17 protein-coding genes are annotated in these 22,257 nt (G+C 64.8%); 9 read left to right on the forward strand and 8 right to left on the reverse strand.

The genetic code is table 11. The features are described from left to right. Positions 1–5 precede the first annotated feature (5 nt). Entirely contained in the window at positions 6–2,828 is a 2,823-nt protein-coding gene (locus tag ACHAC9_RS14755) for an ATP-binding protein (protein ID WP_435760759.1), read from the forward strand. Positions 2,829–2,867: 39 nt separating this feature from the next. Here ACHAC9_RS14755 and ACHAC9_RS14760 read toward each other — a convergent pair whose 3' ends face one another. Then, entirely contained in the window at positions 2,868–3,446 is a 579-nt protein-coding gene (locus tag ACHAC9_RS14760; RefSeq protein ID WP_435760760.1) for a hypothetical protein, read from the reverse strand. A 37-nt stretch (positions 3,447–3,483) separates the two neighbouring features. On the opposite strand from ACHAC9_RS14760, the gene ACHAC9_RS14765 reads away from it, so the two are divergent. After that, complete coding sequence (locus tag ACHAC9_RS14765; protein ID WP_435760761.1) at positions 3,484–3,654, forward strand: hypothetical protein; 171 nt, start codon at positions 3,484–3,486, stop codon at positions 3,652–3,654. Positions 3,655–3,702: 48 nt separating this feature from the next. Here ACHAC9_RS14765 and ACHAC9_RS14770 read toward each other — a convergent pair whose 3' ends face one another. Both ACHAC9_RS14770 and ACHAC9_RS14775 read right to left on the reverse strand, forming a co-directional pair. After that, positions 3,703–8,136, reverse strand: a complete 4,434-nt coding sequence (locus ACHAC9_RS14770) for a translocation/assembly module TamB domain-containing protein (RefSeq protein WP_435760762.1) — start codon at positions 8,134–8,136, stop codon at positions 3,703–3,705. Beyond that, positions 8,136–10,043, reverse strand: a complete 1,908-nt coding sequence (locus ACHAC9_RS14775) for an autotransporter assembly complex protein TamA (RefSeq protein ID WP_435760764.1) — start codon at positions 10,041–10,043, stop codon at positions 8,136–8,138. The genes ACHAC9_RS14770 and ACHAC9_RS14775 overlap by 1 nt, the downstream gene beginning before the upstream one ends. Positions 10,044–10,198: 155 nt before the next feature. Here ACHAC9_RS14775 and queC point away from each other — a divergent pair, with 155 nt between their 5' ends. After that, positions 10,199–10,906, forward strand: a complete 708-nt coding sequence (queC, locus tag ACHAC9_RS14780; RefSeq protein ID WP_435760766.1) for a 7-cyano-7-deazaguanine synthase QueC — start codon at positions 10,199–10,201, stop codon at positions 10,904–10,906. Here the strand turns inward: queC and ACHAC9_RS14785 are convergent. After that, complete coding sequence (locus tag ACHAC9_RS14785) at positions 10,903–11,280, reverse strand: hypothetical protein (protein ID WP_435760768.1); 378 nt, start codon at positions 11,278–11,280, stop codon at positions 10,903–10,905. The two genes, queC and ACHAC9_RS14785, sit on opposite strands and share 4 nt — an antisense overlap. A 544-nt stretch (positions 11,281–11,824) precedes the next feature. Here ACHAC9_RS14785 and ACHAC9_RS14790 point away from each other — a divergent pair. Both ACHAC9_RS14790 and ACHAC9_RS14795 read left to right on the forward strand, forming a co-directional pair. Then, complete coding sequence (locus tag ACHAC9_RS14790) at positions 11,825–12,328, forward strand: hypothetical protein (RefSeq protein WP_435760769.1); 504 nt, start codon at positions 11,825–11,827, stop codon at positions 12,326–12,328. A 111-nt stretch (positions 12,329–12,439) separates the two neighbouring features. After that, a complete protein-coding gene (locus ACHAC9_RS14795) occupies positions 12,440–14,383 on the forward strand; it encodes a GAF domain-containing sensor histidine kinase (protein ID WP_435760771.1) in 1,944 nt (647 codons plus the stop codon). A gap of 4 nt (positions 14,384–14,387) precedes the next feature. Here ACHAC9_RS14795 and ACHAC9_RS14800 read toward each other — a convergent pair whose 3' ends face one another. Together ACHAC9_RS14800 and ACHAC9_RS14805 are read right to left on the reverse strand one after the other, a co-directional pair. Continuing rightward, positions 14,388–15,890: an HD domain-containing phosphohydrolase gene (locus ACHAC9_RS14800; RefSeq protein WP_435760772.1), complete on the reverse strand. Its 1,503-nt coding sequence runs from the start codon at positions 15,888–15,890 to the stop codon at positions 14,388–14,390. A 163-nt stretch (positions 15,891–16,053) separates the two neighbouring features. Beyond that, positions 16,054–16,761: an endonuclease gene (locus ACHAC9_RS14805; protein WP_435760774.1), complete on the reverse strand. Its 708-nt coding sequence runs from the start codon at positions 16,759–16,761 to the stop codon at positions 16,054–16,056. A gap of 74 nt (positions 16,762–16,835) precedes the next feature. Here ACHAC9_RS14805 and ACHAC9_RS14810 point away from each other — a divergent pair, with 74 nt between their 5' ends. The 4 genes from ACHAC9_RS14810 to ACHAC9_RS14825 all read left to right on the forward strand — a co-directional run bounded on the left by ACHAC9_RS14810 (position 16,836) and on the right by ACHAC9_RS14825 (position 20,281). Then, complete coding sequence (locus ACHAC9_RS14810; protein ID WP_435760776.1) at positions 16,836–17,333, forward strand: DUF3016 domain-containing protein; 498 nt, start codon at positions 16,836–16,838, stop codon at positions 17,331–17,333. A gap of 254 nt (positions 17,334–17,587) precedes the next feature. Further along, positions 17,588–18,751 (forward strand): exo-alpha-sialidase, encoded by a 1,164-nt coding sequence (locus ACHAC9_RS14815; RefSeq protein WP_435760777.1) that lies wholly within the window; start codon positions 17,588–17,590, stop codon positions 18,749–18,751. Next, positions 18,751–19,485: a hypothetical protein gene (locus ACHAC9_RS14820; RefSeq protein ID WP_435760778.1), complete on the forward strand. Its 735-nt coding sequence runs from the start codon at positions 18,751–18,753 to the stop codon at positions 19,483–19,485. Before ACHAC9_RS14815 ends, ACHAC9_RS14820 begins: the two co-directional genes overlap by 1 nt. Beyond that, positions 19,475–20,281 carry a hypothetical protein gene (locus tag ACHAC9_RS14825; protein ID WP_435760779.1) on the forward strand — a complete coding sequence of 269 codons (807 nt, stop codon included), beginning with the start codon at positions 19,475–19,477 and terminating at the stop codon, positions 20,279–20,281. The genes ACHAC9_RS14820 and ACHAC9_RS14825 overlap by 11 nt, the downstream gene beginning before the upstream one ends. A 58-nt stretch (positions 20,282–20,339) precedes the next feature. Here the strand turns inward: ACHAC9_RS14825 and ACHAC9_RS14830 are convergent, their stop codons facing one another. Both ACHAC9_RS14830 and ACHAC9_RS14835 read right to left on the reverse strand, forming a co-directional pair. Next, entirely contained in the window at positions 20,340–20,783 is a 444-nt protein-coding gene (locus ACHAC9_RS14830) for a thioesterase family protein (protein WP_435760781.1), read from the reverse strand. A gap of 14 nt (positions 20,784–20,797) precedes the next feature. Then, positions 20,798–22,249: a PQQ-dependent sugar dehydrogenase gene (locus tag ACHAC9_RS14835; RefSeq protein WP_435760782.1), complete on the reverse strand. Its 1,452-nt coding sequence runs from the start codon at positions 22,247–22,249 to the stop codon at positions 20,798–20,800. Between the last annotated feature and the right edge of the window lie 8 nt (positions 22,250–22,257).

Raw genomic sequence — 22,257 nt, forward strand, 5'->3', positions numbered from 1 at the left:
ACACTATGTTCCACATTAAATCACTCGAGCTGGTCCACTGGGATTACTGGCAGCGGATCAAGAACATTCCGCTCGACGCCAAGATCATCACCATCGCCGGCCAGAACGGCTCCGGCAAGACCACGCTGCTCGACGCACTACGTACCCTGTTCGGCCTCGACTGCTCGATGGGCCGCACCTATAAACACTATGCGCGCCACTCGGGCCAGCAAAGCGCCTGGATTCGCGCCGTGGTCGACAATAAGCCGGTCGGACGCCAGCTGTCGAACCGTCCGTTCCGCCATTCCGGCTTTTTCGCCGACGACGAAGTCACGCTGTTTTGCCAAGTGCAAAAGAACGGCGGCGACTGGAAGCGCCAGTACCTGATGCGCCCGGGCAATGTCGACATCGAGGAAGTCACCGAGGCGACCGACTGGATGGGCGTCGAGAACTACAGGAAACGCTTGGCGTCAGCGGGGCTGTCGCCGGCGATGTCGAAGGTGCTGGCGCTGGAGCAGGGCGAGACCGATAAACTGTGCGAATACGCGCCGCGCCAGCTGCTGGACCTGGTATTCCAGGTGTTCGGCGACAAGGAAGTGCTGGACGCCTACGACGAAGCGAAGCGCCACCAGCGCGACACCGAGACGGAACTCAAGCGTTTTGAGGCGGAACTGGAGACCTCGCGCGTCAACCTCGAGGGCCTGCGCCTGCGCGTGGCGAACTATCATCAATGGGAAGCCCTGCACCAGGAACGGCGCGACCTGAAGGAAGAAGTGCTGCCGAGCCTCGAGTACCACGAGGCACGCGAAAAGGCCGCCACCATCAGCCGCGCACTGCACGAGCAGAGAAAACCCATGGCGCAGGTCGATAGCGTGCTGGCCGAAAGGCGCCAGGCGCTGGCCCTTCAACAGCGCGCCCTCACCGAAGCCCAGCAGCAGGAAACCTTGCTGGAACAGGAAGGCACCGTGCTGGCCAGCCGTCTCACCCAGATCAACAGCCGCATCAAGCCGCTGGAAAACCTGGTCGAGCAAAAGGAACGCCTGCAAAAGCTGGCGGCGGAGGCGGGCGCCGACCTGGCTGAAGTAGCTTCGCAACTGGAAGAAAAGGAAGCGGAGTTGGCGCGCCAGAAGGCCGCACGCGAAGCGCTGGGTGCAAGGATTGCCGCCGAGATGGCGACCATCTCCGCGCTGCAGGGCAAGAGCGCAATGCCGGAACCGGAAGCCCAGCGCCTGATGCGCCGCGCACTGCGCGACGAAGGCATCCCGCATGCGATGCTGTCCGATATCGTCGAAGTGACGGATCCGAAGTGGCAGGGCGCGGTGGAAGGTGTTTTGGGTGGTTACGCCTCGGTCGTGCTGCTCGAACGCGCCAAGGATGCGCCGGCGGCGTACCGCCTGGCGGAGAAGGAGCGCTATCGCCACTTCATCGTCCCGGACTGCATCGAAGCGCCGAAGAAGAAGGACGACAGCCTGCTGTCGGTGGTGAATTTCTCGGCGCCGGCGCCTGGCTGGCTGATCGATCAATTGGCGCGCATCGATCGTGTCGACTCGGTCGATGCCGGCTTTAAATCGGGCACCGAAGAATGGATCACGCCGGACGCCTACCACCGCGAACGCCGTGGCGGCCGCTCGCTGTTCGTCGAGCCGTCGCGCTACCGTTTCGGCGCCGCCGGCAAGACCCAGCGCCTCGAGGCGATCCAGAAGTCGCTCCCAAGCCTGGAAGCGAAAGAAGACGCGCTCACGCTCACGATCAGCAAACTGGCTTCCGAGGTGGGCGCCCTGAAGACGCGCATCGCCGGTGTGGATGCGGCCAAGGAATTGGCTGCACGCCAGGCTGAGTTCGAGGAAGCGGCGCGCTCGATCGCCCCGATCAAGGCCGAGCGCCTGGAAGTGGGCGCCCGCTTGGGCGAGCTGCAGACGCTCACCAAGAACGCAACGGTTGCGCGCACCCGTGCCGACACCGTGTGGCAGAACGCGCGCATGGCGCTGTCGGAAGCCGAAGCGGGCTTGCGCCTGAACTACCGGCGCCAGATCGAGCAGCGCGGCGAGCACGCCAAGGCACTGCTGGCGCTGCGCCGCGGCTGGCGCAGCATTCCGGCCGCCTGGAAGCGTACGGCACGGCGTGCCGCGCTGGTCGCCCAGCACCAGAACGCGCACCAGGTCAACCTGCGCGTCTCCTCGCTCGAGCATGCGCTGGCGCGCGACGACTGGGAGTTAGACGCCACCGTGATCGACCAGTACGCACGCCTGAACGACCAGCTGTCGGGACGCCAGGTGGAAACGGAAGAACGCCGTTACCAGAACAACCGCGCGATCGAAGCGACGGGCAACGCGCGCGGCGCCTATATCGAGCGCCTGCGCTACACGATCAAGACCTATTCGAAGAACATCAAGGACCTGGGCGCACTGGCCGGTATCGACGTACAAGCCGACCCGGTGCGCCTCGAAAACGACGACGTGCAACTGGCGCAAGCCGGCCTGCACGTGCGTTTCAAATTCGACGGCAAGGACCAGATCGGCATGAACGACGGCGAAGCCTCGGGTGGCCAGCAGGTGATGAAGTCGCTGGTGCTCTTGATTGGCTTGTTGAAATCGGAAGAAGGCTCGGGCGGCTTCGTGTTCATCGACGAACCGTTCGCGCACCTGGATATCCGCAACATCCAGCTGGTCGGCGAGTTCCTGAAGAACACCGACGCCCAGTACCTGATGACGACCCCGCTGACGCACAACACCGACGTCTACGACCCTTCGGAACTGACGCTCATCACGAGCAAGAAGAAGAAGGACACGCAGTGGGCGCAGCCGATTTTCGTGCTGCAGCGACGCAAGGAAGCGGCGAAAGCCGCTTAATACGTAGAGTGGGCACAAGTGCCCACTCTACGAAACCAATTACGCCTTCTCGATCGCTTGGCGTAATTTACGGCGCCAAAGAAGCAAGCCCACCGAATACGTGCCGAAATATCCGCCGGTCAGCCCCACGCACAGCATGGTCAGCGGACTATCCGTGAAGCGCGGCGCCGGCACGCCGCTGCCCTGGCTGGCATAGATCTCGACGCCAAGGTACAGCACGCGCGCCACCAGCACCATGGCCATGATGATCCCGAGCCGCGTCGGCGGCGTGAAGAAGTAGCCGATCTCGGTATCGTCGTACACCGTGCGGCGCAGCGCGAACACGCCCCAGAACACGCCCAGCGCCGTGCCGGCCGCCAGCGCGCCGAGCGCGTAGGGACGCGTGAGCACTTCCGACAGCGACACCAGGATCATCCCGAGGAACACCAGCACGCCCGTGTAGTGGCGCGACAGGATCGAGCGCTGGCGCGCCATCTGCGTTTTGAGGCGCGTGTAGATGCGCCAGACGAGGATCGGCGTGAGCAGGAGCAGGGCGAGCGTGGTGATGGTCATCGGGCGGAAAGCGCTGGTTGAGATGGAGCCGGCATTGTAACCGGGCGTCGGATGCGCGCGGCTCATGGTAAGGTGACAACACCGTTTTCAGGAGACCAGACCCATGTTTGCAGCCATCCCCATCCCACTGCGCGCCCACCGTGCACCCGATCCCGTGCCGGCCGACGAGCCCTTACAAGACCCGTTCGACGCGCCGCATCATCCGCTGCACCAGCCAGGGCACACGCCGCAAAGCGAAGACCCGGTGCCGGATCCGAAGCCGAGCCTGCATTAAAAAAAAGAGGTCCCCGCGGGGACCTCGAATTTTTTCTGGCCGAACTTGTTAATCGAACGCCCATGCATACAGCACGTCGAGTGCCGTATTCGTCCCCGCCTGGAACTGCAGCGTGAACTTCGGCGTCAGCTTGTAGCGCAGGCGCACCAGGCTCGAGGCCGTCGTCGCACCCTGTTCGAAGCTGACATAGGCGCGCGAGGAAATCCGCTTGCCGACCGTGACCACGGTGTTGGCCAGTCCTTCGGCCTCGCCGTTGCGGCCTTGGCCAATGCCCAGTTCATCGACGCCGAGCGAGTTCGCCAGCTTCGACTGGATGCCGCCGGTGCCGCCTTTGCCGCCCAGCAGGGCGCCGGCCGCCGCGCTCAGCACGTCCTTCTCGTTGCCGCTCGTGCCTTCCATGCCGTGGCCGAGCACCAGCCAGGACAGCTTCTCGCTGTCTGGAACGTTCGGCGTCGATACCAGGCGCGCCTGCGGCGAGCGCGCCGTGCCGCGCACCTGCACGCCGGCTTCGACATTCGTCTCGCTCAGCTGCTCGCCCTCGGGCTGCTTGCGCACCGCCAGGACGTCGAGGGTCGGATTGTCGTAGGGACCTGCAAACGTAATGACGCCGCGCTCGATCGCCAGCTTCTGGCCATAGGCGGCGTAGTTGCCACTAGCTACGCGAATCGAGCCGTTCACGCGCGGCGCAGCATTGCCGACCATGCGTACCCGGGCGCTACCTTCGAGCATGGCGTCGATGCCGAGGCCGCGCAGGTGGAAATTGTCGCCCAGATCTGCCCGCAGGTCGACCGTCAACGGCATTTCCGCTTCTTTCTTCTGGGGCGGCATCGGCTTGCCGCGGCCCAGCACGATGACGTCTTCCGAGATTGTCGGACGGCCCTGCGGCGCGAATTCGATCAGGGCGCGGTCGACCTTGACACGGCCGTCCAGCGAGAAGCGGCTGGCGTCGCGCACCAGGGCCGCGTTACCCGAGACGATCACGGTGCGGTCCGGCCGCGACAAGGCTTCGAGCTTGTCGGCCACCAGGTTCAACTGCATCGTCGGGATGTCCCCGCCGAAGCGGATCGAACCGTCGGCGGTTGCGCTACCCGACAGGCCTTGCAGGTAGAGGCGCTGCAGCACCATGCGGTCGCCCGCGAGCTGGGCGCGCAACTGGCCGCCCTGCAGGCGCACGCCCTGTTCGGGCCAGCGCACGGCGATCGCGTCGCCGTTGATGCTGCCGTTCAGGGAAGGCGTGCCGACGGTGCCGCCGCCGGTCACTGCCAGCTTCAGGCTGCCGTCGAGTTCGAGGTCGCGCTGGCCGGCGAATGGCGCCAGCCAGGCGATCGAGGCCATGTCGGCGTTGGCCGTCATGCGCAGCGGACTGTCGCCGTTGACCTTGCCGCCGATCATCTGGACGGTGGCGTCGACGCGCGCCGTACCGGTACGGGTGCCGTCGAGCACGACCTGGGTGCGCAGCGAACTGCCCTGCACATCGGCGCGTACGTCAAAGGTTCGCAGTCCCAGCGCCACCGGGGTGTTGGCGCCGACCAGCGCGTCGCCGCCTTCGCGGAACAGGTGCACGTTGCCGGCCAGTGCAGGCGCGCCGCCGGTGCCGTTGCGCAGGTCGAGCGCCCAGTCGGCGCCGAGCAGCAGGTTGCCCTGCACGTTGTCGCGCAGCGCCTCCGAGAACTGGGCCAGGTAGTTCAGCGGTACGCCGGCGGCTGCGCCACGGCTGTTCCAGCGCGAACCGGTTTTGGTGAGCGTGTCGATCCGTACCGTACCGGCAGGCAGGCGGATCAGCGCGCCGTTGAACGCGAGCGACTCCGGTTTCGCCAGGCCGGCAAGGCCGGCGCCGGGCGCGACGCCAATGCGCAGCGGCACCGGCTGGGCCAGGGTCATCGCATAGCGGCCCTTGTTCTGCAGGGCGGCCAGGGTGCCGGCCCAGGCATTCCCGTTCCAGCCACCACGCACTTCCGTGAGGGCGTCGAAGTCTTCGCCACGGGCGGCGGCGCGCAGGGTGTGCGCGCCGCGCGTGCCGTTTGTTTGCAGGCTGGCGGCCGCAATGCGGGTCTCGCCATTGGCATACCCGGCGATCTGGATGTCGCTCACCAACGGATCTGCTGCGCCGCGGCCGGAACCGAGATTCGCAGTCGCACGCAGCGTTTTCAGGTTGTGCGTGCCGAGCAGGCGCAGGTTCTGGCCGTCGAGATTCGCGGTCAGCGACGGCGTGTCCATCGTGCCGCTGGCGGTGCCGGCGCCGCGCAAGGCGCCGCCATAGTCGGGACCAAGTGCGGCCAGCTGGGGCGCATCGATGCGCCAGTCGAGGCGGTCGCCGCCGGCGCCGAAGCTGCCCTTGGCGGCAATGACGTTCGCGCCCACGTGCAGGTCGACGTCGGCGCCGGACACGTGACGTTTATCCACCGCCAGGCGCGCATGGCCCCACAGCGGTGACTTGGCAAGCGTCGATTCGGCGAGCTTGAGATTCAGTGCCCCGCGCCAGTCGGCGCCTGAGCGCCCGCTCGCATCGAACGCGCCGTTGATCGAACCCGGCAGCGGGCTGCCGAAGGCGGCCGGATTGAAGCGCGCCATGTTGCCGCTGCCCTTGGCTTCGACGAAGCGTGCTTCTTTCGTGCCCGCGAGCCAGGCTTCGCCGCTCACATGCAGGTTGCTGTTGCTCCCCTTGCGCTGGGCCGCGACCCAGCCGAGGCCATTCGCATCGGCGACAAAGGTGGTGCGCGGCTTGTCCATGGTGCCGGTGACGACGCCGCTGGCAACGATCGCGCCGTACAGGTCGCGTTTGAGCGTGGCCAGTTCGCGCCCGTCGACGCGCCAGGCCATGCGTTCGCCCGGGGCGCCGAAGGCGCCACTCAGCTTGACCGTGTTCTGGCCCAGCGCCACGGTCGCGTCGACGCCGGTGACGTGTTTGGCGTCGGCAGCGAGCTTGCCTTTACCCGACAGCGGCTGGTCGAACAGGCGGCTCGGACGCAGCGCGAAATCGGTATTCACTTTCCACGCCGGGGCCAGTACGCCACTGGCGTTGACGACGGCATTGATGTCGGCTTGCGGGTAGTCGCCCAGCGCCGCCGGATTGAATCGGCTGGCATTCGCGTTGACCTTGAAGGCCTTGTCTTCGCCCAGCTTCATGTTGCCGGTGAGGGCCACGATGCCGCTGCCGGCCGCAAGACGCGCTTCGGAAATGTCGACCACGTTGTTCTCGAGCTTCGCCTTGGCCGTCAGGCGCAGGCCGCTTTCGACCAGGCGCACGTCGAGCGACTGGACATTGCCGACGTTCGCCACCGCGATGTCGCCGGCAATCTTCGTCGGCTTCATGCTGCCGTGGATGCCTTTCAAATCGAAGCGGTCGGTGTGCAGCGCGAAATTCGCGGTGCCCGGGCCTTCTTCGTTCTCCCCGCGCTGGACGCTGCCGCTGCCGGTAAAGCGTCCGGCCGCGCCGAAGTCGAGCAGCACGTCGTTGATGCGCATGGCGGACAGGTCGCCCCCTAGCTGGCCGCGGAACGCCCGCAGCGGCAGGCGCTGCTGGTCGATGGTGCCTTCCGGGCCATCGTTGACCAGGTTCACGTTACCGGAAATGGCGCGCTTGTCGTCCAGCTTTGCCGCCACCGTCAGGGTCAGATCTGCCGTCGGCAGCGATGGATTGAAGAAGCCGGGATCGATATTGCGTGCACTCAGGTTCATCGTGCGCAGCGGGATCGGCGCGAAGGGCGACAGCGTCATGCGCGCTTCGCCGCCGGCGCGGCCGGCGTTGCCGGTCGCGTCCAGCGTGGTCAGGTTCAAGTCGCCGCCGGCGCGCAGTTTTAACGCTGCGGGCGTCGCGCCCGGGCCGACCTGCGCCTGCGACAGGCTGGCATTCGCATCGAGTTTGAAGGGACGGGTCGCGCCGATCTTGCCGTCGGCCGCGACCTTGCCCCAGGGCGTGGTCGCCACCGCGTCGCGCAGCTGCCACTCGACCTTGTCGCCAAACAGACGCATGCGGACATTGGTAATTTCAGTTGTGGCGCCCTTGTTCACGAAGCTTGCCTTGGCCAGGCGCGCATCGTCGAGCATGATGCGAAACGGTGGGGCGAGCGAGGCCGGCATCGTGGTCGGCTCGTCGGTCTCCTTCAGGGTTTCCATGCGCAGGTCGGCCGCGTGCAGCTTGCTCACCTCGATGCCTTTCGAGAGCAACTGGCGCGGCGACCATTCGAGGTCGATATTCGTAACCACTGCCAGCTGCGCGTCGGTGCGCCAGACGATGCGGTCGATGTGCATGGCGCCGTAGATCGAGCCGCGGATGCCGGTCATGGTCAGTTTGCCGCCGGTCGAACGGCTGACGCGCTCGGCGATCATTTGCAGCGTCGTTTCGCGGCCCAGGTACCAGGCCGCGCTGCCGACGACAACGCCGGTGACAACGACGCCGATGGCGACGCGGCGCGGCCAGCGCCGCGTTTTCGGCGCGGGCGTCGTCGCCGGGGTGGGAGTAGTGGTGGTGTGATCGTCCATCAGAACGTGAATCCAAGTGAGAAGTGCAGGCGCGCCTTGCGCACCGCCTCGCCGTAGGCAAGGTCGACATTGATCGGTCCGACCGGGCTGCGCCAGCGCGCGCCAACGCCGACGCCGACTTCGGGTTTCAGGTCCTTGACCTTGTCGGCGGCGTTACCCGCGTCGACAAAGAAGGCCACGCCCCATGGCGGACGGAACCAGTACTGGTACTCGGCGCCGGCCGTCAGCAGGTAGCGCCCGCCGACGACGGCTGCGCCTTCGCGCACGCCCAGTTGCTGGTAGCCGTAGCCGCGCACCGACTGGTCGCCGCCGGCACGGAACAGGAAGCTGCTCGGCACGCCAATTTTCTCTTTCGAGAGCACGGCGCCGGCTTCGCCGCGCAGGATCAGTGTATCGCCTGTGCCCACCGGGCGGTAATAGACACCGCGCGTATAGCCGCGAATGAATTTTTCATCGGTCAACAGCGGCAGCGGCGCCACCCCGACCTGCCAGTTGAGCGCATAGCCGCGGGTTGGCGAGAGCAGGTTGTCGAGCTTGCGGCGCGTGACGGCATAGGTCAGCGGCACGCTCTTGCTGCGTGTCGTTTCGATACCCGCGACTTCGCGTTGTTCGATCAGCGCTTCGAGCGTCAGGCTGCGTTCCAGTTCCGGCGTGCCCCAGGCACGGCGCGCGGCCACGCTGGCTACTGTCGTCAGTTCGCCGCGCAGGTCGATGCGTTCGATGCCGCCGCCGACGCTGTCGTTGTAGCCGTCGGGCGTGGTCGGCCAGTAGAAATCGACGCGCGCCGACTGGCGCTTCTGTTCGTAGATCAGGTCGCTCTTCATGCGCTTGCCGAACACGAACAGGTCGTCGTAACTCACCGAAGCACGCCCGCCCGTATTGGTCGAGAAGCCGACGCCGACCTCGGCATTCTTTTGCTTGTTCTCGGTCACGCGCACCAGCACCGGCAGCACGGTCGGGCCGGGGGCGCTGGGCGGCTTGACGCCGGTCGTGGCCTGGCCGGGAACAGTGTCCCCGGTGGCGGTGGCGGTGGCTTGCGCGGCAGCCTGGGCGGCTGGCGCAGCCGGGTCGTCGTCATCCTCCGACGGCGACGCCCCGGCATCGTCCTTGAGTTCCTTCAGCTCGGCGTTGAGAACGGCGCGCATGTCGGCGCTGACCTCGACGGTGGCAAAGTAGCCCGTTTCCTGCAGCCGCGCCTGCAAGGCCTGCAACGCGGCCTCGCTGTACATGTCGCCCGGCCTGATCTTGTTCAGGTTGGTCACCACGGTGGCTGGATAACGTTTCATGCCGCGGATGCGCAGCTCGCCGAAGCGCATCTCCGGACCGCTGTCGATGACCACGCGCAGCGAGGCTTTATATGCTTCAGGGTCGACCGTGGCGCTGGTTTCGACCAGCTGGGCGCGCGGGAAGCGCGATTGCATCACTTCGCGCAGCAAATCACGCTTGGCCGCTTCCCAGTCGCCCTGGCGGAAACGCGCGCCGACCGGCAGCGACCAGCGGTTGCGCAGGGCACCTGCATCATAGGGCGCGCCGCCTTGTTCAAAGGGCACAAAACCCTGCAGCACGAGATCGAGGTCGCCCACCAGCACCGGCTGGCCGGGTTCGACGACGATGCGTGCGACCGGCGTACCGCCGCTGGTATCGAGCCCGGCAGTGATCTGTGGCGAATAATAGCCTTCGGTGGCGATCAGGGTCTTCGCTTCTTCCGGCGCGGCCTTGACCAGGCGCTGCAGCTGTTCGAGGTCGACGCGCGGGTTGCCGCGCCAGCGCAGCAGGTCGAGGTTTTCTTCGAGCAGGTCGTCGAGATTGCCGGGCGCATCGATGCGTACGGTGTAGTTGATTCCGTTTGCGCCTGGCGCCTGGGCGTATGCGCCCTGTGCGCCCAGCACGGCATACACGGAGAGCATGATTTGTGCCAGAATTCGTGATTGCCTTGGCCCCGTCTTTGCGGTCCGTTGGGATGTTGCGAGAACCATGTCTCTCCGTCTTAGTGTAAAAGCTGAGCGAATCTTAACGGAATTGCAAAAATGATGGCGAACGTTTACTGAATGGAAAACAACACATGCTCGCTACCGATACCGCCCTCGTTCTCTTCAGTGGAGGACAGGATTCGACCACCTGCCTGGCGTGGGCGCTGCAGCGGTATGCGCGCGTGGAAACCATCGGTTTCGACTATGGCCAGCGCCACGCGATCGAACTCACCGTGCGCCCGACCGTATTGGAGAAAATGCGCGCGCTGTCCCCAAGCTGGGACGCGCGGCTGGGCGAAGACCACCTGATCGACCTGTCGCTGATCGCTCGCATTTCCGATACGGCACTGACCAGCAATGTGGCCATCGACATGCAGTCGAATGGCCTGCCGAATACGTTTGTTCCGGGCCGCAATCTGCTGTTCATGACGGTGGCGGCGACGGTCGCCTACCGGCGCGGCTTGACGGTATTGGTCGGCGGCATGTGCGAGACCGATTTCTCGGGCTACCCGGATTGCCGGGACGACACGATGAAGGCGCTGCAGGTGGCCCTGAACCTGGGCATGGCGACGCGCCTGAAAGTCGAGACGCCGCTGATGTGGATCGACAAGAAGCAGACCTGGGAAATGGCCGAACAGGCGGGCGGCACGGCGCTGGTCGACCTGGTGCGCTTCGATACCCACACCTGTTATCTCGGCGAGCGCGGCGCGCGCCACGACTGGGGCTATGGCTGCGGTACCTGCCCGGCCTGCGAACTGCGTGCGCGTGGTTACGCGCAGTTCGCGGCGGAGAAAGCTTAGAGTGCCACCTTGTGCACGACCCGATTGCGGCGTGCACGGCTGACCAGGTACCAGACCAGCGCCAGCGGCAGCAGCAGCGGAACCAGGAAGGGCACGATGGCGACCGCCACCGCAACGCCCGCAACCGCCAGCGCGCCGATGATGACCACGCCGACACCGGCGAACACCACCGCCAGCACCACGCCCACCACCAGCGTGACCAGCAGCCCGAGCAGCGTGCCGCCGCCAGCCAGCAGGACGCCGAACATGGCGCCGAGCGGGCCGTCGAATTCTTCGCCGTCGATGTGGAAGCCGGCATCCCCAACAGTGAACAGCAGGTCCCACAGCAGCAGGGCGCACAGGAACAGGACAAGGTAGGGGGCGATCTTTTTCATGGCGGGCCTCAGGGTGTGGGATGGCTTTACTGTAAGCATGTGAAGCGCCCCGGGCCAGCCGTGTGCGACGGGCGGTGGTTTTGACAGGCCGGAGCGCACCGGGCGCCGACGAACATTCCTCTTTTTCCGGCCTTGCAAACCGCACAGCGCCGCCTATACTGACAGCCTGCTCTGTTGTGGGAGGGATCTCCATGCATGTCGTCAGCTCAACGATGAAGGTGCATCGAACTGCGCCACCGCCACGCAGGACGGGCGGTGGACCGAAGGGTCCGCCATCGGCCCCGCCTGCCATCCCGCCCATCATCATCACCCCGTTCAATCGGGAAGCACCGAAGGAGCGGATCATCGACCCGTTCCGCACGCCGCCACCGCCGCCGGTCCGCCCGCCCGGCCTGCCCAGCATGCGCATGTAGTGTGCCGGCGCCTGCAACGCAGTTGTGCAAGACAATCGGGCCTTATTATTTGTTTGCCATCGCATCGTCCCTGCAATTTCCTCTATGATCTTGTCTTTGGGCGAGAGCCCGGCAGATGGAAGCAACGAGCGATGAACGACCAAGTATCCGACCTGGAACCGGAAGAGAACGATGGACCGGTGCAGGAACCGCGCCTGTGGCAAGGCAATGGCTGGACCGCGCGCGTGATCAAGAACGACGATGACGAAGGCTGGGCCGTCGCCATGTACAAGGATGGCGAACCGGAGCCGGCGCTGGTCGGTCCGTGGACGATGGGCCGCGACAAGAAGAACCCGAAGCCGCTCGACGTGAATGCCTTTAATACGCTGATCAAGACGGCCTCGGAAGTCATCCGCCGCCACGAGCAGCACCTGCACGCGATCCTGCACAAGAGCCTCTATGTCTGGACCGAAGGGACCGGCGAGCTGAAGGTCACGCTCGACATCACGCCCGACGACGATGACCCGTATGCGACCCTGACCGCGACCGACCAGATGAGCGAGCAGATCGCGCAAGTGCGCGTGGCCGCGAGCTTCAAGCTGACGCCGGGCTCGGCGCAGACCTGGATCGAGAACGATTTCAAGGCGCCGCGGTAAGGGTCTGCGTCGGCTTCCTGCGGCGCTCGATGCAGGTTTTCCGTCACAACGCGTGCGTTAAAGCGCGCTCACTGCTAATATTTCCCTTGGGAATTAATTTCAAGGGAAGCCATGGAACGTCTTGACCGGCTCGAAGCGGTCCAGTCGATGTTGCTCGAAATCGGGCAGACCTCGACCAGTTGCAGCGACATCACCGAATTCATCCGCGCCGTGCACCGCGCGCTGGGCCGCATCATGTATGCGGCGAACTTCTATGTGGCGCTGTCCGACCGCGACGAAGGCACCGTGCGCTTCGTGTATTTCGTCGACGAATCGGACGACGGCCCGCCGCTGAATCAGCCGGTCCAGCTCGCCTCGCCGGACGAGTCGCCCACCGCCTGGGTTCTCCTGAACCGCCAAGCCCTGGTCGTGACGGCCGCCGATTTCAAGGCACGCCTGAATTTCGGCGCCGGCAGCGCGGCCGAGCACTGGATGGGCTGCCCGCTGCTCGACCAGCAGCACCTGCCGCTGGGCGCGATCGTGATCCAGAGCTATACCCCCGGACACACGTATAGCATGGAGGACCAGGCCCTGTTCGGCGTGATTGCGAACCACGTCTCGGTGGCGCTGCAGAGCCTGCAGAGCATGGACCGGCTCGAGCGCGCCGTGCAGGAGCGCACCGCGCGTCTGGCACACGAGGTGGCCGAGCGGCGCCGCGCCGAGCAGGTGCAGCATGCGCTGTACCAGATCGCCAACCTGTCCGCCAGCGCCGCCGACACCGGGGTGCTGACCACCAGCCTGCACCGCATCATCGGCGAACTGATGGTGGCGGAAAACTTCCTGATCGGCCTGTACCACCCCGAATCCCAGGAAATCAGCATCCCGTATTTCGTCGACCAGAAGGATGCCGAGGCGCCGGTCACGCGCTTCCCCTACGGTAAAGCGATGTGCTCGTACGTGCTGGCGTCGAAACAGGCGCAATTGCACGACGCCGGCAGCTTTGCGCGCCTGGTCGCGTATGGCCTGGTGCAAGAACCGCTTGGCAACGCCGACATCGCCAGCTGGATGGGCGCGCCGATGCTGGTGCACGAGAAACCCTACGGCGTGCTGGTGGTGCAGAGCTACGATCCGGCCGTGGTGTACACGAAAGCCGATCTCGACCTGCTCGCCTTCATGGCCAGCCACGTGGCCGTCGCCCTGGCACGGATGCAGGCCGACCAGCGCCTGCGCACGACGAAGGACATGCTGCAAGAGCAGAACGCCGCACTGAACACGGCGCTGACCCAGCTGCAGCAGGCCCAGGGCGAACTGGTGCGCCAGGAGAAGCTGGCCTCGCTGGGGCGCCTGGTGGCCGGCGTCGCGCACGAGATCAACACGCCGCTCGGCATCTGCGTGACGGCGACCAGCCACCTGGTCGAAGAACTGCGCCTGACGCGCGGCGAACTGGCGGCCGGCGAAATGACCGAGGACAGCCTGCATTCATTCCTCGACATCGTCGACCAGTCGCTGCGCATCATGACCACCAACACCCAGCGCGCCGCCGCGCTGGTGCGCAGTTTCAAACAGGTGGCGGTCGACCAGTCTTCGGACGACATCCGCAGTTTCAACCTGCGCAATTATTTGAATGAAGTGCTGCTGTCGCTGCAGCCCAAATTGAAAGGCCGGCCGCTGAAAGTGGAAGTCGACTGTCCGCCGGACCTGGTGCTGGAAAGCTATCCGGGCGCCGTGTCGCAGATCGTCACCAACATGCTGATGAATTCGCTGGTACACGGTTTCGAGGAGCGTGATCAGGCAGGGACGATCGCGATCCGCGCATCCAGCGAGGGCGATGTCGTCTCGCTCACCTATGCCGACGACGGCGCCGGCATGGACAAGGACACGCTCGATAAACTGTTCGATCCGTTCTTCACGACCAAGCGCGGGAGTGGCGGCAGCGGACTGGGCGCGCACATCCTGTACAACCTGGTGACGGGGCCCCTGGGCGGAACCGTGCACGTGGAAAGTGCACCGGGCGAGGGCTTGCGCTACGCTTTGAATTTTCCGCGCAACCGGCGCTCCGAGAAGCTGGCGGCTTAATACCTCAATCCGGCCACTGCCGATTGATCTCCACCGCCTTGTCCATATTCTTGATCAGCAAATCGACGTACAGCGGATCGAGGTGGTGTCCCGCCACTTCGCGCAGGTAGTCGGTCACCTGCTGGGTCGGCCAGGCTTCCTTGTAGCAGCGTGCGTGGCTCAGGGCATCGAACACGTCGGCCACCGCGACAATGCGCGCATACGGGTGGATCGCTTCGCCTTTCAGCCCTTGCGGGTAGCCGGTGCCGTCGTATTTCTCGTGGTGCTGGTGGGCGATGACGGCGGCAGCCTTCAAAATCGGCCGGCTCGAGCCGTCCAGGATCTGCAGGCCGACCGTCGGATGCTGCTTCATGACTTCCCATTCCTCGGGCGTGAGGCGCCCGGGTTTGAGCAGCACCGCGTCGGGCGTGGCGATTTTGCCGATGTCGTGCATCGGCGCGGCGTGCATCAGCACGGCCGTCTCGTCTTCCGGCAGGCCCGAGGCCTGGGCCAGCAGGTGGCAGACTTGCGCCATGCGGCGCACGTGGTTGCCGGCCTCGTTCGAGCGCGATTCGACCACGTCGCCCAAGCGCAGGATCAGTTCGGCCTGGGTATCGGTGATTTCCTGGTTCAGCAGGATGTTATCGAAAGCGATCGCCACGCCGGAACAAAATACTTCCAGCAGTTGGGCATCGATGTCCGAGATTTCCTCGACACCTTGCAGCACCAGCAACGAAGCCTTGCCGCTATTGTTCGGGAAGTAGCCGACATAGGTGTCGCCATACAGCTTCGAAATCCGGTTATGCCGCGCCTCGTCGAGCTGGGCCAGCAGGGCCGGGTCGATGCCGTCGCCGAACTCGCCGATCTTGGCCAGCACTTCGTACTGGCTCTCGCCGCTGATCATGCTCGCACCTTTCAAACGCAGCAGCATGCTTTGTTCGAGGCGCAGCAGGGCGACGACTTGCTGCAGCAGGCCGCTCGCAAAATCTTTCAGATTGCGCTGCTTGAAAATATGCGACGAGGCCGCCAGCACGCGCTCGAGGCCCTCGCGGTAGCTCACCTGCACGCGGCGGGCGTCCTCGACCTTCATGATGTCGCGGTAGGCGCGCAGCGCGGCGAAGGTCGTGGTGAACAGCTTCGTGCGGTCGAGCTCGGTCTTTTCCTTGTAATCGTTGATGTCGTAGTCGACGATGACGCGCTCTTCCGGCGCCTGGCCCGGCTGGCCGGTGCGCAGCACGATGCGGGTGAAGTCATTCTTCAAGTCATGCCGCATCCAGCGCGCCACTTCCAGGCCGCTGTCTTCGCGTTCCATCACCACGTCGAGGAACACCAGCGCGATATCGTGCTCGCGCGCCAGGATCTCCTTGGCCTCGGCACCGCTGTAGGCATGCAGGAAAGTCAGCGCCCGGCCGTCCAGGCGGAAGCGGTTCAACGTGAGCTTGGTGATGTCGTGGATATCCGGCTCGTCATCGACGAGCAAAACCTTCCAGGGCGCGAGCTTGGGCGTGGCGGGGGAAAGAAAAGACATGATGCTTCCGATACGGAGTCGAGACTAGCGAATAAGGGGAAGTACTTAAACATTCAGGCTTGAATCGATTGTAGTACGGCTAAGCGGCATTAACAACAGGCAATAGATTGGGGCGCAATGCAACGAGTAAGGAAGTGTTGGGCGGATGAGTCAAAAGACCCGCTCAGGCATACCGTTTCTGACAACGTTCGCAAAAGAAACTGCGCCGGTTGCTGCGGCTCAAGTGGGCTTTTGTAAAAGGAATGTCGCGGCGCGGACAGATTTTCTTGGCGTGCGCGAGCCAGTTCTTTTTCAGGACCCACTGCTTTTTCCACGCGAGGAAATCGAAGCTGTATTGGCGTGCTTCTTCAACCAGGGCACGCGGTTTGGGCGCGGGCAGGGCGCCGACGGTCGAGGCGGATGCACGCGAATCCGGAACAGCACTTCGTTCTTGATGACGTTGCCGACGCCCGAGAAGATGTCCTGGTCCAGCAGGGGCGTCGATCTCGCGCACCGAACAGGCATACAAATTGAGCTCGTCACCCTGCGCGGTACGCAGGTACGGGCGCGGCGGCTTCCCCTCACGCTGCTCGTTCACACGGTAGGTGCCGAACAGCAGGAAATGAATGCGGATGGCCATGTCCGGCAATTCGATGAGGAAGTGCTTACCCCAGGTGCGCAGCGACACGATGTTCTGGCCGAGCAGGCGCGTCGGATCAATCATGGTCGTGTTGCCGCCGGCTTCCACGATCTGCTGCCCGACAAAGCGGGGCGTTTCTTCCTTGATCGAAGGCAGGCCTCCCGTGACCGGGCCCGCTGTGCGAGGACTAACAAAGGCGAGAAGAAACAGGCGAGTAGCCACTAACAATCGGATACAGAATTTACTTGCCATAGACGTGGCTATGTAACAAAGCGGCGTATAGTCGAAAAGTAAAAACACAGGATTATCGATAGAGAGGGATCGCCATGAAGAACGTGATTCGCACACTGGCCGTCAGTGGCCTGCTCGCATTGGCTGCCGGCGCCGCCTCTGCCCAAGTGACCGTCAACTATATCCAGCCGGATCGCTTTTCCGACCTGCCGTTCTCGCCGTGGGAACGCGAGGAAGTGCTGGAGGAGCTGACCGAGCATTTCACCAGCCTTGGCGCGAAGCTGCCGCCCGGACAGAATCTGCGCATCGACGTGCAGGACGTCGACCTTGCCGGCCGCATTCACCCGGGCCGCGGCGTGCGTGACATTCGCGTCATCAGGAATGGCGCCGAATGGCCGCGCATCGACCTGCATTACGCCATCGAGAGCAACGGACAGGTGCTGCGCAGCGGCGACGCGCAACTGCGCGACATGAGTTTCATGGACCGCCGCGGCCGTTATGCCGACGGCGACACCCTGCGCTACGAGCGGCGCATGATCGATGACTGGTTCAAGTCGACGTTCATGCCGAACGAAGGCGCCGCGCGGCGCTGATCGCAGTCCCTGCCCCCGGACGCATCGATGCGCCGGGCAGGGCGCATCATGGCGTTCATGATTGCCGGCTGTTGCCGGCATTGTTTTTTATCGCTCCTGCAGGCGCATAATGGATGGGCCTCCTGTGAGAAATGTGGCTCTTTGGTATCATTGGCAGCATTTCCCCTGATTACCCATCACACCGCATCGGCACGGTCCGCGACACGCCGCATGCCAGGACATGCCCTTACTTTTTCATCCGATAGCACGCAACCATGCACAGTCCGAACACATCACCGCTGCGTCGCCGCACCTGGATCAACGCCGCCTGTGTTGTGGCGGTGCTTGCTGCCTGCGGTGCGGAAGGCGTTCGGTGGATGCGCGCAGCGCCACCCGTCGCGCCACTGGCGGCGCTGGCCCAGCGCGACGCGCAGGGCTCGGCAACGCTGGTCGAATTGTCGCGGTCGTTCATTCCCATGCCGCAGAATACGCCCTCGGCGCATGCGAGTTCGCTGGCGACCGTGCCAGGGGGCATGCTGGCATTCTGGTGGGCCGGCAGCCGCGAAAGCGGTCCCGACGTCAAGGTCTACGCATCACGCGCGCGGGGCGGCAAATGGAGCACGCCCTGGGAAGTCGCCAGCCGCGATTCGCTCGGCCGTGCGCTCGGCTTTGGCGTGCGGCGGATCGGCAATCCGGTCGCATGGACCGCCCCCGACGGCGTGGTTCACCTGTATGTCGTCGCCACCGGCCTGGGTGGCTGGGCTGCTTCGCGCATCGTGCACATGGTGTCGCTTGATGCCGGCGCCAGTTTCAAGACCCGCCGCCTGCTTCCGCTGTCGCCCTTGCTCAATACCAGCGTGCTGGTGCGCACCTCGCCGATCGCCCTGGCCGATGGCGGCTGGTGGCTGCCGGTCTACTTTGAACTCGGCATCAAGTACCCGATGATGATGTCCTTCGATGCGCATGGTGAGCCGACCCGCCTCAGCCGCATTGGAGCGCGCATGTCGACCCTCCAGCCGGCCATCGTGCCGGTGTCAGGCACGGAAGTACGCGCCTGGATGCGCGACGCGAGCGACGAGCAACGGGTACAGCACGCATACAGCCGCGACAGCGGCCTCAGTTGGGAGGATTTGCCCTCCTTGAATATGCCGAACCACAGCACCTCGCTGGCTGCCATCCGCCTGACGAGCGGCGACATCCTCATGCTGCACAACCATGTCGCTGAAGGAGGTTCCGCGCGCAGTATCCTGCGCCTGTCGATCTCGAAGAACGGCTACACCTGGCGCACGATCGACGACATTGTCAGCGGCAAGGCGGGTGACGAATTCTCCTACCCGGCCATGCACCAGGTCGGCAACGAACTGCATGTGACCTACACCTACCAGCGCAAGGCGATCGCGTATCACGCCTACCGGATCGGGCTCGGGAAAGCAATCTGATGACCCTGCCGGATCTCGCGTCGCAAATCGCCTATGGCCGCCTGGCATGGACCCTTGTCCTGGCAGCGCTGCTCCTCGCCTTGTGGCCGCAGGCATGGCGCTCCCCGCGCACGGCGGTCGTCGCCGCACTGGGCGGCATCGGCCTCCTGATGGCCCTGCCCGGCGAGGCCTCGCCCGCCTGGTGGCTGGGCCTCGCCCTCCAGTATCCGAGCGGCCTGCTGGTGGGCTTGTGCGTGCTCTTCCTGGCGGCGCGCTGGCAGGGCAGGGCGCCGGGCGCCTTCCTCCCGCCTTCGCTGGCAGTGGCGATCGCGCTCGCCGGCACGGCGCTCTACCTCGACGCGATCGGATGGCTGGCGCAAGGATTTTATTACGCGGGCTTCGGCCCGGTGGCGGCACCCGCGCTGGTCCTGACCGGCATGGCAGGCTGCGCGCTGGTTGCGGTGCGCGGGTCCGGCGGCTGGCATCACCTGGCATTGCTGGGAGCACTCCTGCTGTTCAGCCTGCTACGCCTGCCGAGCGGAAATCTGTGGGATGCCGTGCTCGATCCCCTGCTGTGGGCCTGGGCACTGGCCTCGCTCGCCAGGCGCGGCGTGCGCTGGCTTGTCCGGATGAAGTCGCAGCGCGCCGGCGCTTCCGGTACCGCCGCTGATCCGGCGCCTGGCCTGCCCCTGCCCGGTTCGGCGGCATCGATCGACAAGTTTTCAATGAGCAAGGAGCAAGTGAGTGGCAAATAACAAATGGCAGACGCACCCCGTCATCCTCATGGCGATCGCCATCAACGTCTTCATCCTCGGACTTGCCCTCGTTTGGTCCGGTCCAGATCCCAAGCCGCTGTGGCGCCTGCTGGGTGAAGACGGAATCGTCGAATGGATGCAATTCCTGTGCTTCATGGTCATTGCGGGCATGCTGGGCTTTGTGTTCGTGGAGCGCCTGAAGCTTGCCGGCACCTCGAGATTCGAGCTGCTCGTGCTGGGCGGCCTGACGGCCCTGGTGGCAGTGGCCGGTTTCGAGGAAATCAGCTGGTTCCAGCGCGTGCTGGACGTGGCTTCTCCGGAATTTTTCCTCGAAAATAACCGCCAGGCGGAAACAAACCTGCACAACCTGGCGCTGGGCAGCGCCAGCCTGCACAAGACGGTGCTGCTCAAAGTGATCCTGATTGCCGGCCTGACCCACAACCTGGTGCTGCCTTTCCTGGCACGCACGCGTCCGGGCCTGAAACGCTGGATCGAGGGGATGGGGCTGTACCTGCCGCCGCTCGGGGCATCGGTCGTCTACGTCGTGCTGGTGGCGCTGTCGCACCTCCTGATCGAACATCCGCGCAAGGGTGAACTGGGCGAAATGTTCGGCGCCGTGCACTATCTGGCAACCGTGTTCTACGCCTATTACGTTGGCTTCAATTACGACAAACCGGCGCTGTTCGAGGACGGCGTTGCCAACCGCAGGATATCGGTGCTGTTCGCGCTTGCAATGGGCTTCCTGCTGCTGGTGTCATGGATGCTGAGCGCTGGCGTGGGCGCAACGGGCGCCTGAGCAGCTTCAGGAGCGAGGGCAAAAAACCGGAATGCATAGCATTCCGGTTTTTTTATGCTCAGTCGATCCAGTTCACGCGATCGAACTTGTTACGAAAATCGTCGGACATCGCCACGACCTGGCTGGTCTTGTAATTGAAAAACACAAAGCCGGACTTGGCCATCGCAATCAGGGTCTTGTCGCGCGGGCGGGTAATGCGGAAGGTGATGTCGCCGCCGTACTTGTTGAAATCCATGACGCCGACTTCGAACAACAGCTGGTCGCGCGCGTGCGCTTCGGCGCGGTAAGTGGTGGCCAGGTCGGTGACGATGATGCCAGTGCCGTCGCGCTCGGTTTCGGGGAGGCCGAACTCGAACAGGAAGCGGGCGCGTGCCTCGGAGATCATCGAGATCATCGAGTCGTTGCCGAGGTGGTTCGCACCGTTGATGTCGGTCACGCGCACCGTCAGCGGCGTGGAATAGTAGTACTGGTCTTCAGGGAAGTGGAGTTGTAAGCGTGCCATCCGGCCATTTTACTTCAGCCCCCGCTGCCTCGCACCAGGCGGAATATGCGCCCGCTGCCGCTGACCAGATACAGCTCGCCAGCCCCGTCGCGCCCGAAGGAGAGCACCTGGCCGGCGCCGCTCAGGCCCCAGTCGCGCTGCTCGATGATGCCGGCGCCGCCGGCAAAGAAGCTCTTCACGAAGCCGCGGCAGAAGTCGGAATAGAAATAGCGGCCCGTCAGTTCCGGAATCGCGGTTCCCCGGTACACATAGCCGCCGGTGATCGAGCAGCCATTCACGTTGTCGGCACCCTGCTCGTATTCGAAGACGGGCAAGGTGAGGCCGGTACGGTCGCAGGTGGCGGCGCCAAAGCAGGCCGTGCCTTCCATGATGTCCCAGCCGTAGTTGAGGCCACCCTGACTGGTCGCGGCCAGGTTGACTTCTTCGCGTGCATCCTGGCCGACGTCGGCGATATACAGTTGCTCGCCATCGAAGGCGAAGCGCCACGGATTGCGCAGACCGTAGGCCCAGATCTCGGGCCGCCGCCCCGGCTGGTTCAGGTAGGGGTTGGTGGCCGGAATCGTGTACGGCTGGCCGCTGGTAGCCGTGCGCACGTCGACACGCAGGAGTTTGCCCAACAGCGAATTGGGGTTCTGTGCATTGCCGAACGGATCGCCCGCACCGCCGCCATCACCCGTGCCGGCATACAGCATGCCGTCCGGCCCGAATGCAACCAGGCCGCCGAAGTGGTTGATGAACTGCGGATGGGCAATGCGCAGGATCGTCAGGCTTGACGTCGGGTCACCCACGTTCGGCGTGGGCGAGCTGCCGAAACGCTCGATGACGATGTTCTGCGCCGGGTCCGTGTAATACAGGTAGAAGTAGCCGTTGGTCGCGAAATTCGGGTCGAAGGCCATCGACAGCAGGCCGCCTTCGCCGCCGGTAAACACATTCGCACTGATGTCGAGCCAGGGTTGCGTCAGCACGGCGCCACCCCGCACGATGCGGATCACGCCGCGCCGCTCGAGCACGAACAAGCGGTCGTCGCCCGGCGGGGCGGTGACGAACGTGGGAGCGGTGAAGGTGGGCCCGATGTCCGACAGCGCCAGCGTGAGCGCAGTGCTGCCGTAGGCGACGCTGGCCGTGGCGCCGGCGCCGGACGTGACGACCACGCTCTGGATGGCGGGCGCGGGCGTATAGGTGGCAGTTCCCAGCGTGACGCTGGAGGCGGCCACGCTGTAGCTGCCGGGCGCGAGATTGCTCAGCCTTTGCGAGCTTGTCAGGTCTTGGGAAAAATTATTTGGGCCGGTCACGCGCACGGCGGCGTTGACGCCGGCCGGCAGGGCATTGATCGCCACCTGCAGCGAACCGGTGATGGCCGCCGGAGGCGGCGTAGCGGTGGTGCCGGGATCGCCGCCCCCGCCGCTGCAACCGGCGAGCAGGAGCAGCAGGGAAAAAATGAATATCCGCACGCGATCGACCAGCATGATGGGTC

The organism is Massilia sp. CMS3.1, assembly GCF_051262535.1.
Lineage (GTDB): Bacteria > Pseudomonadota > Gammaproteobacteria > Burkholderiales > Burkholderiaceae_D > Telluria.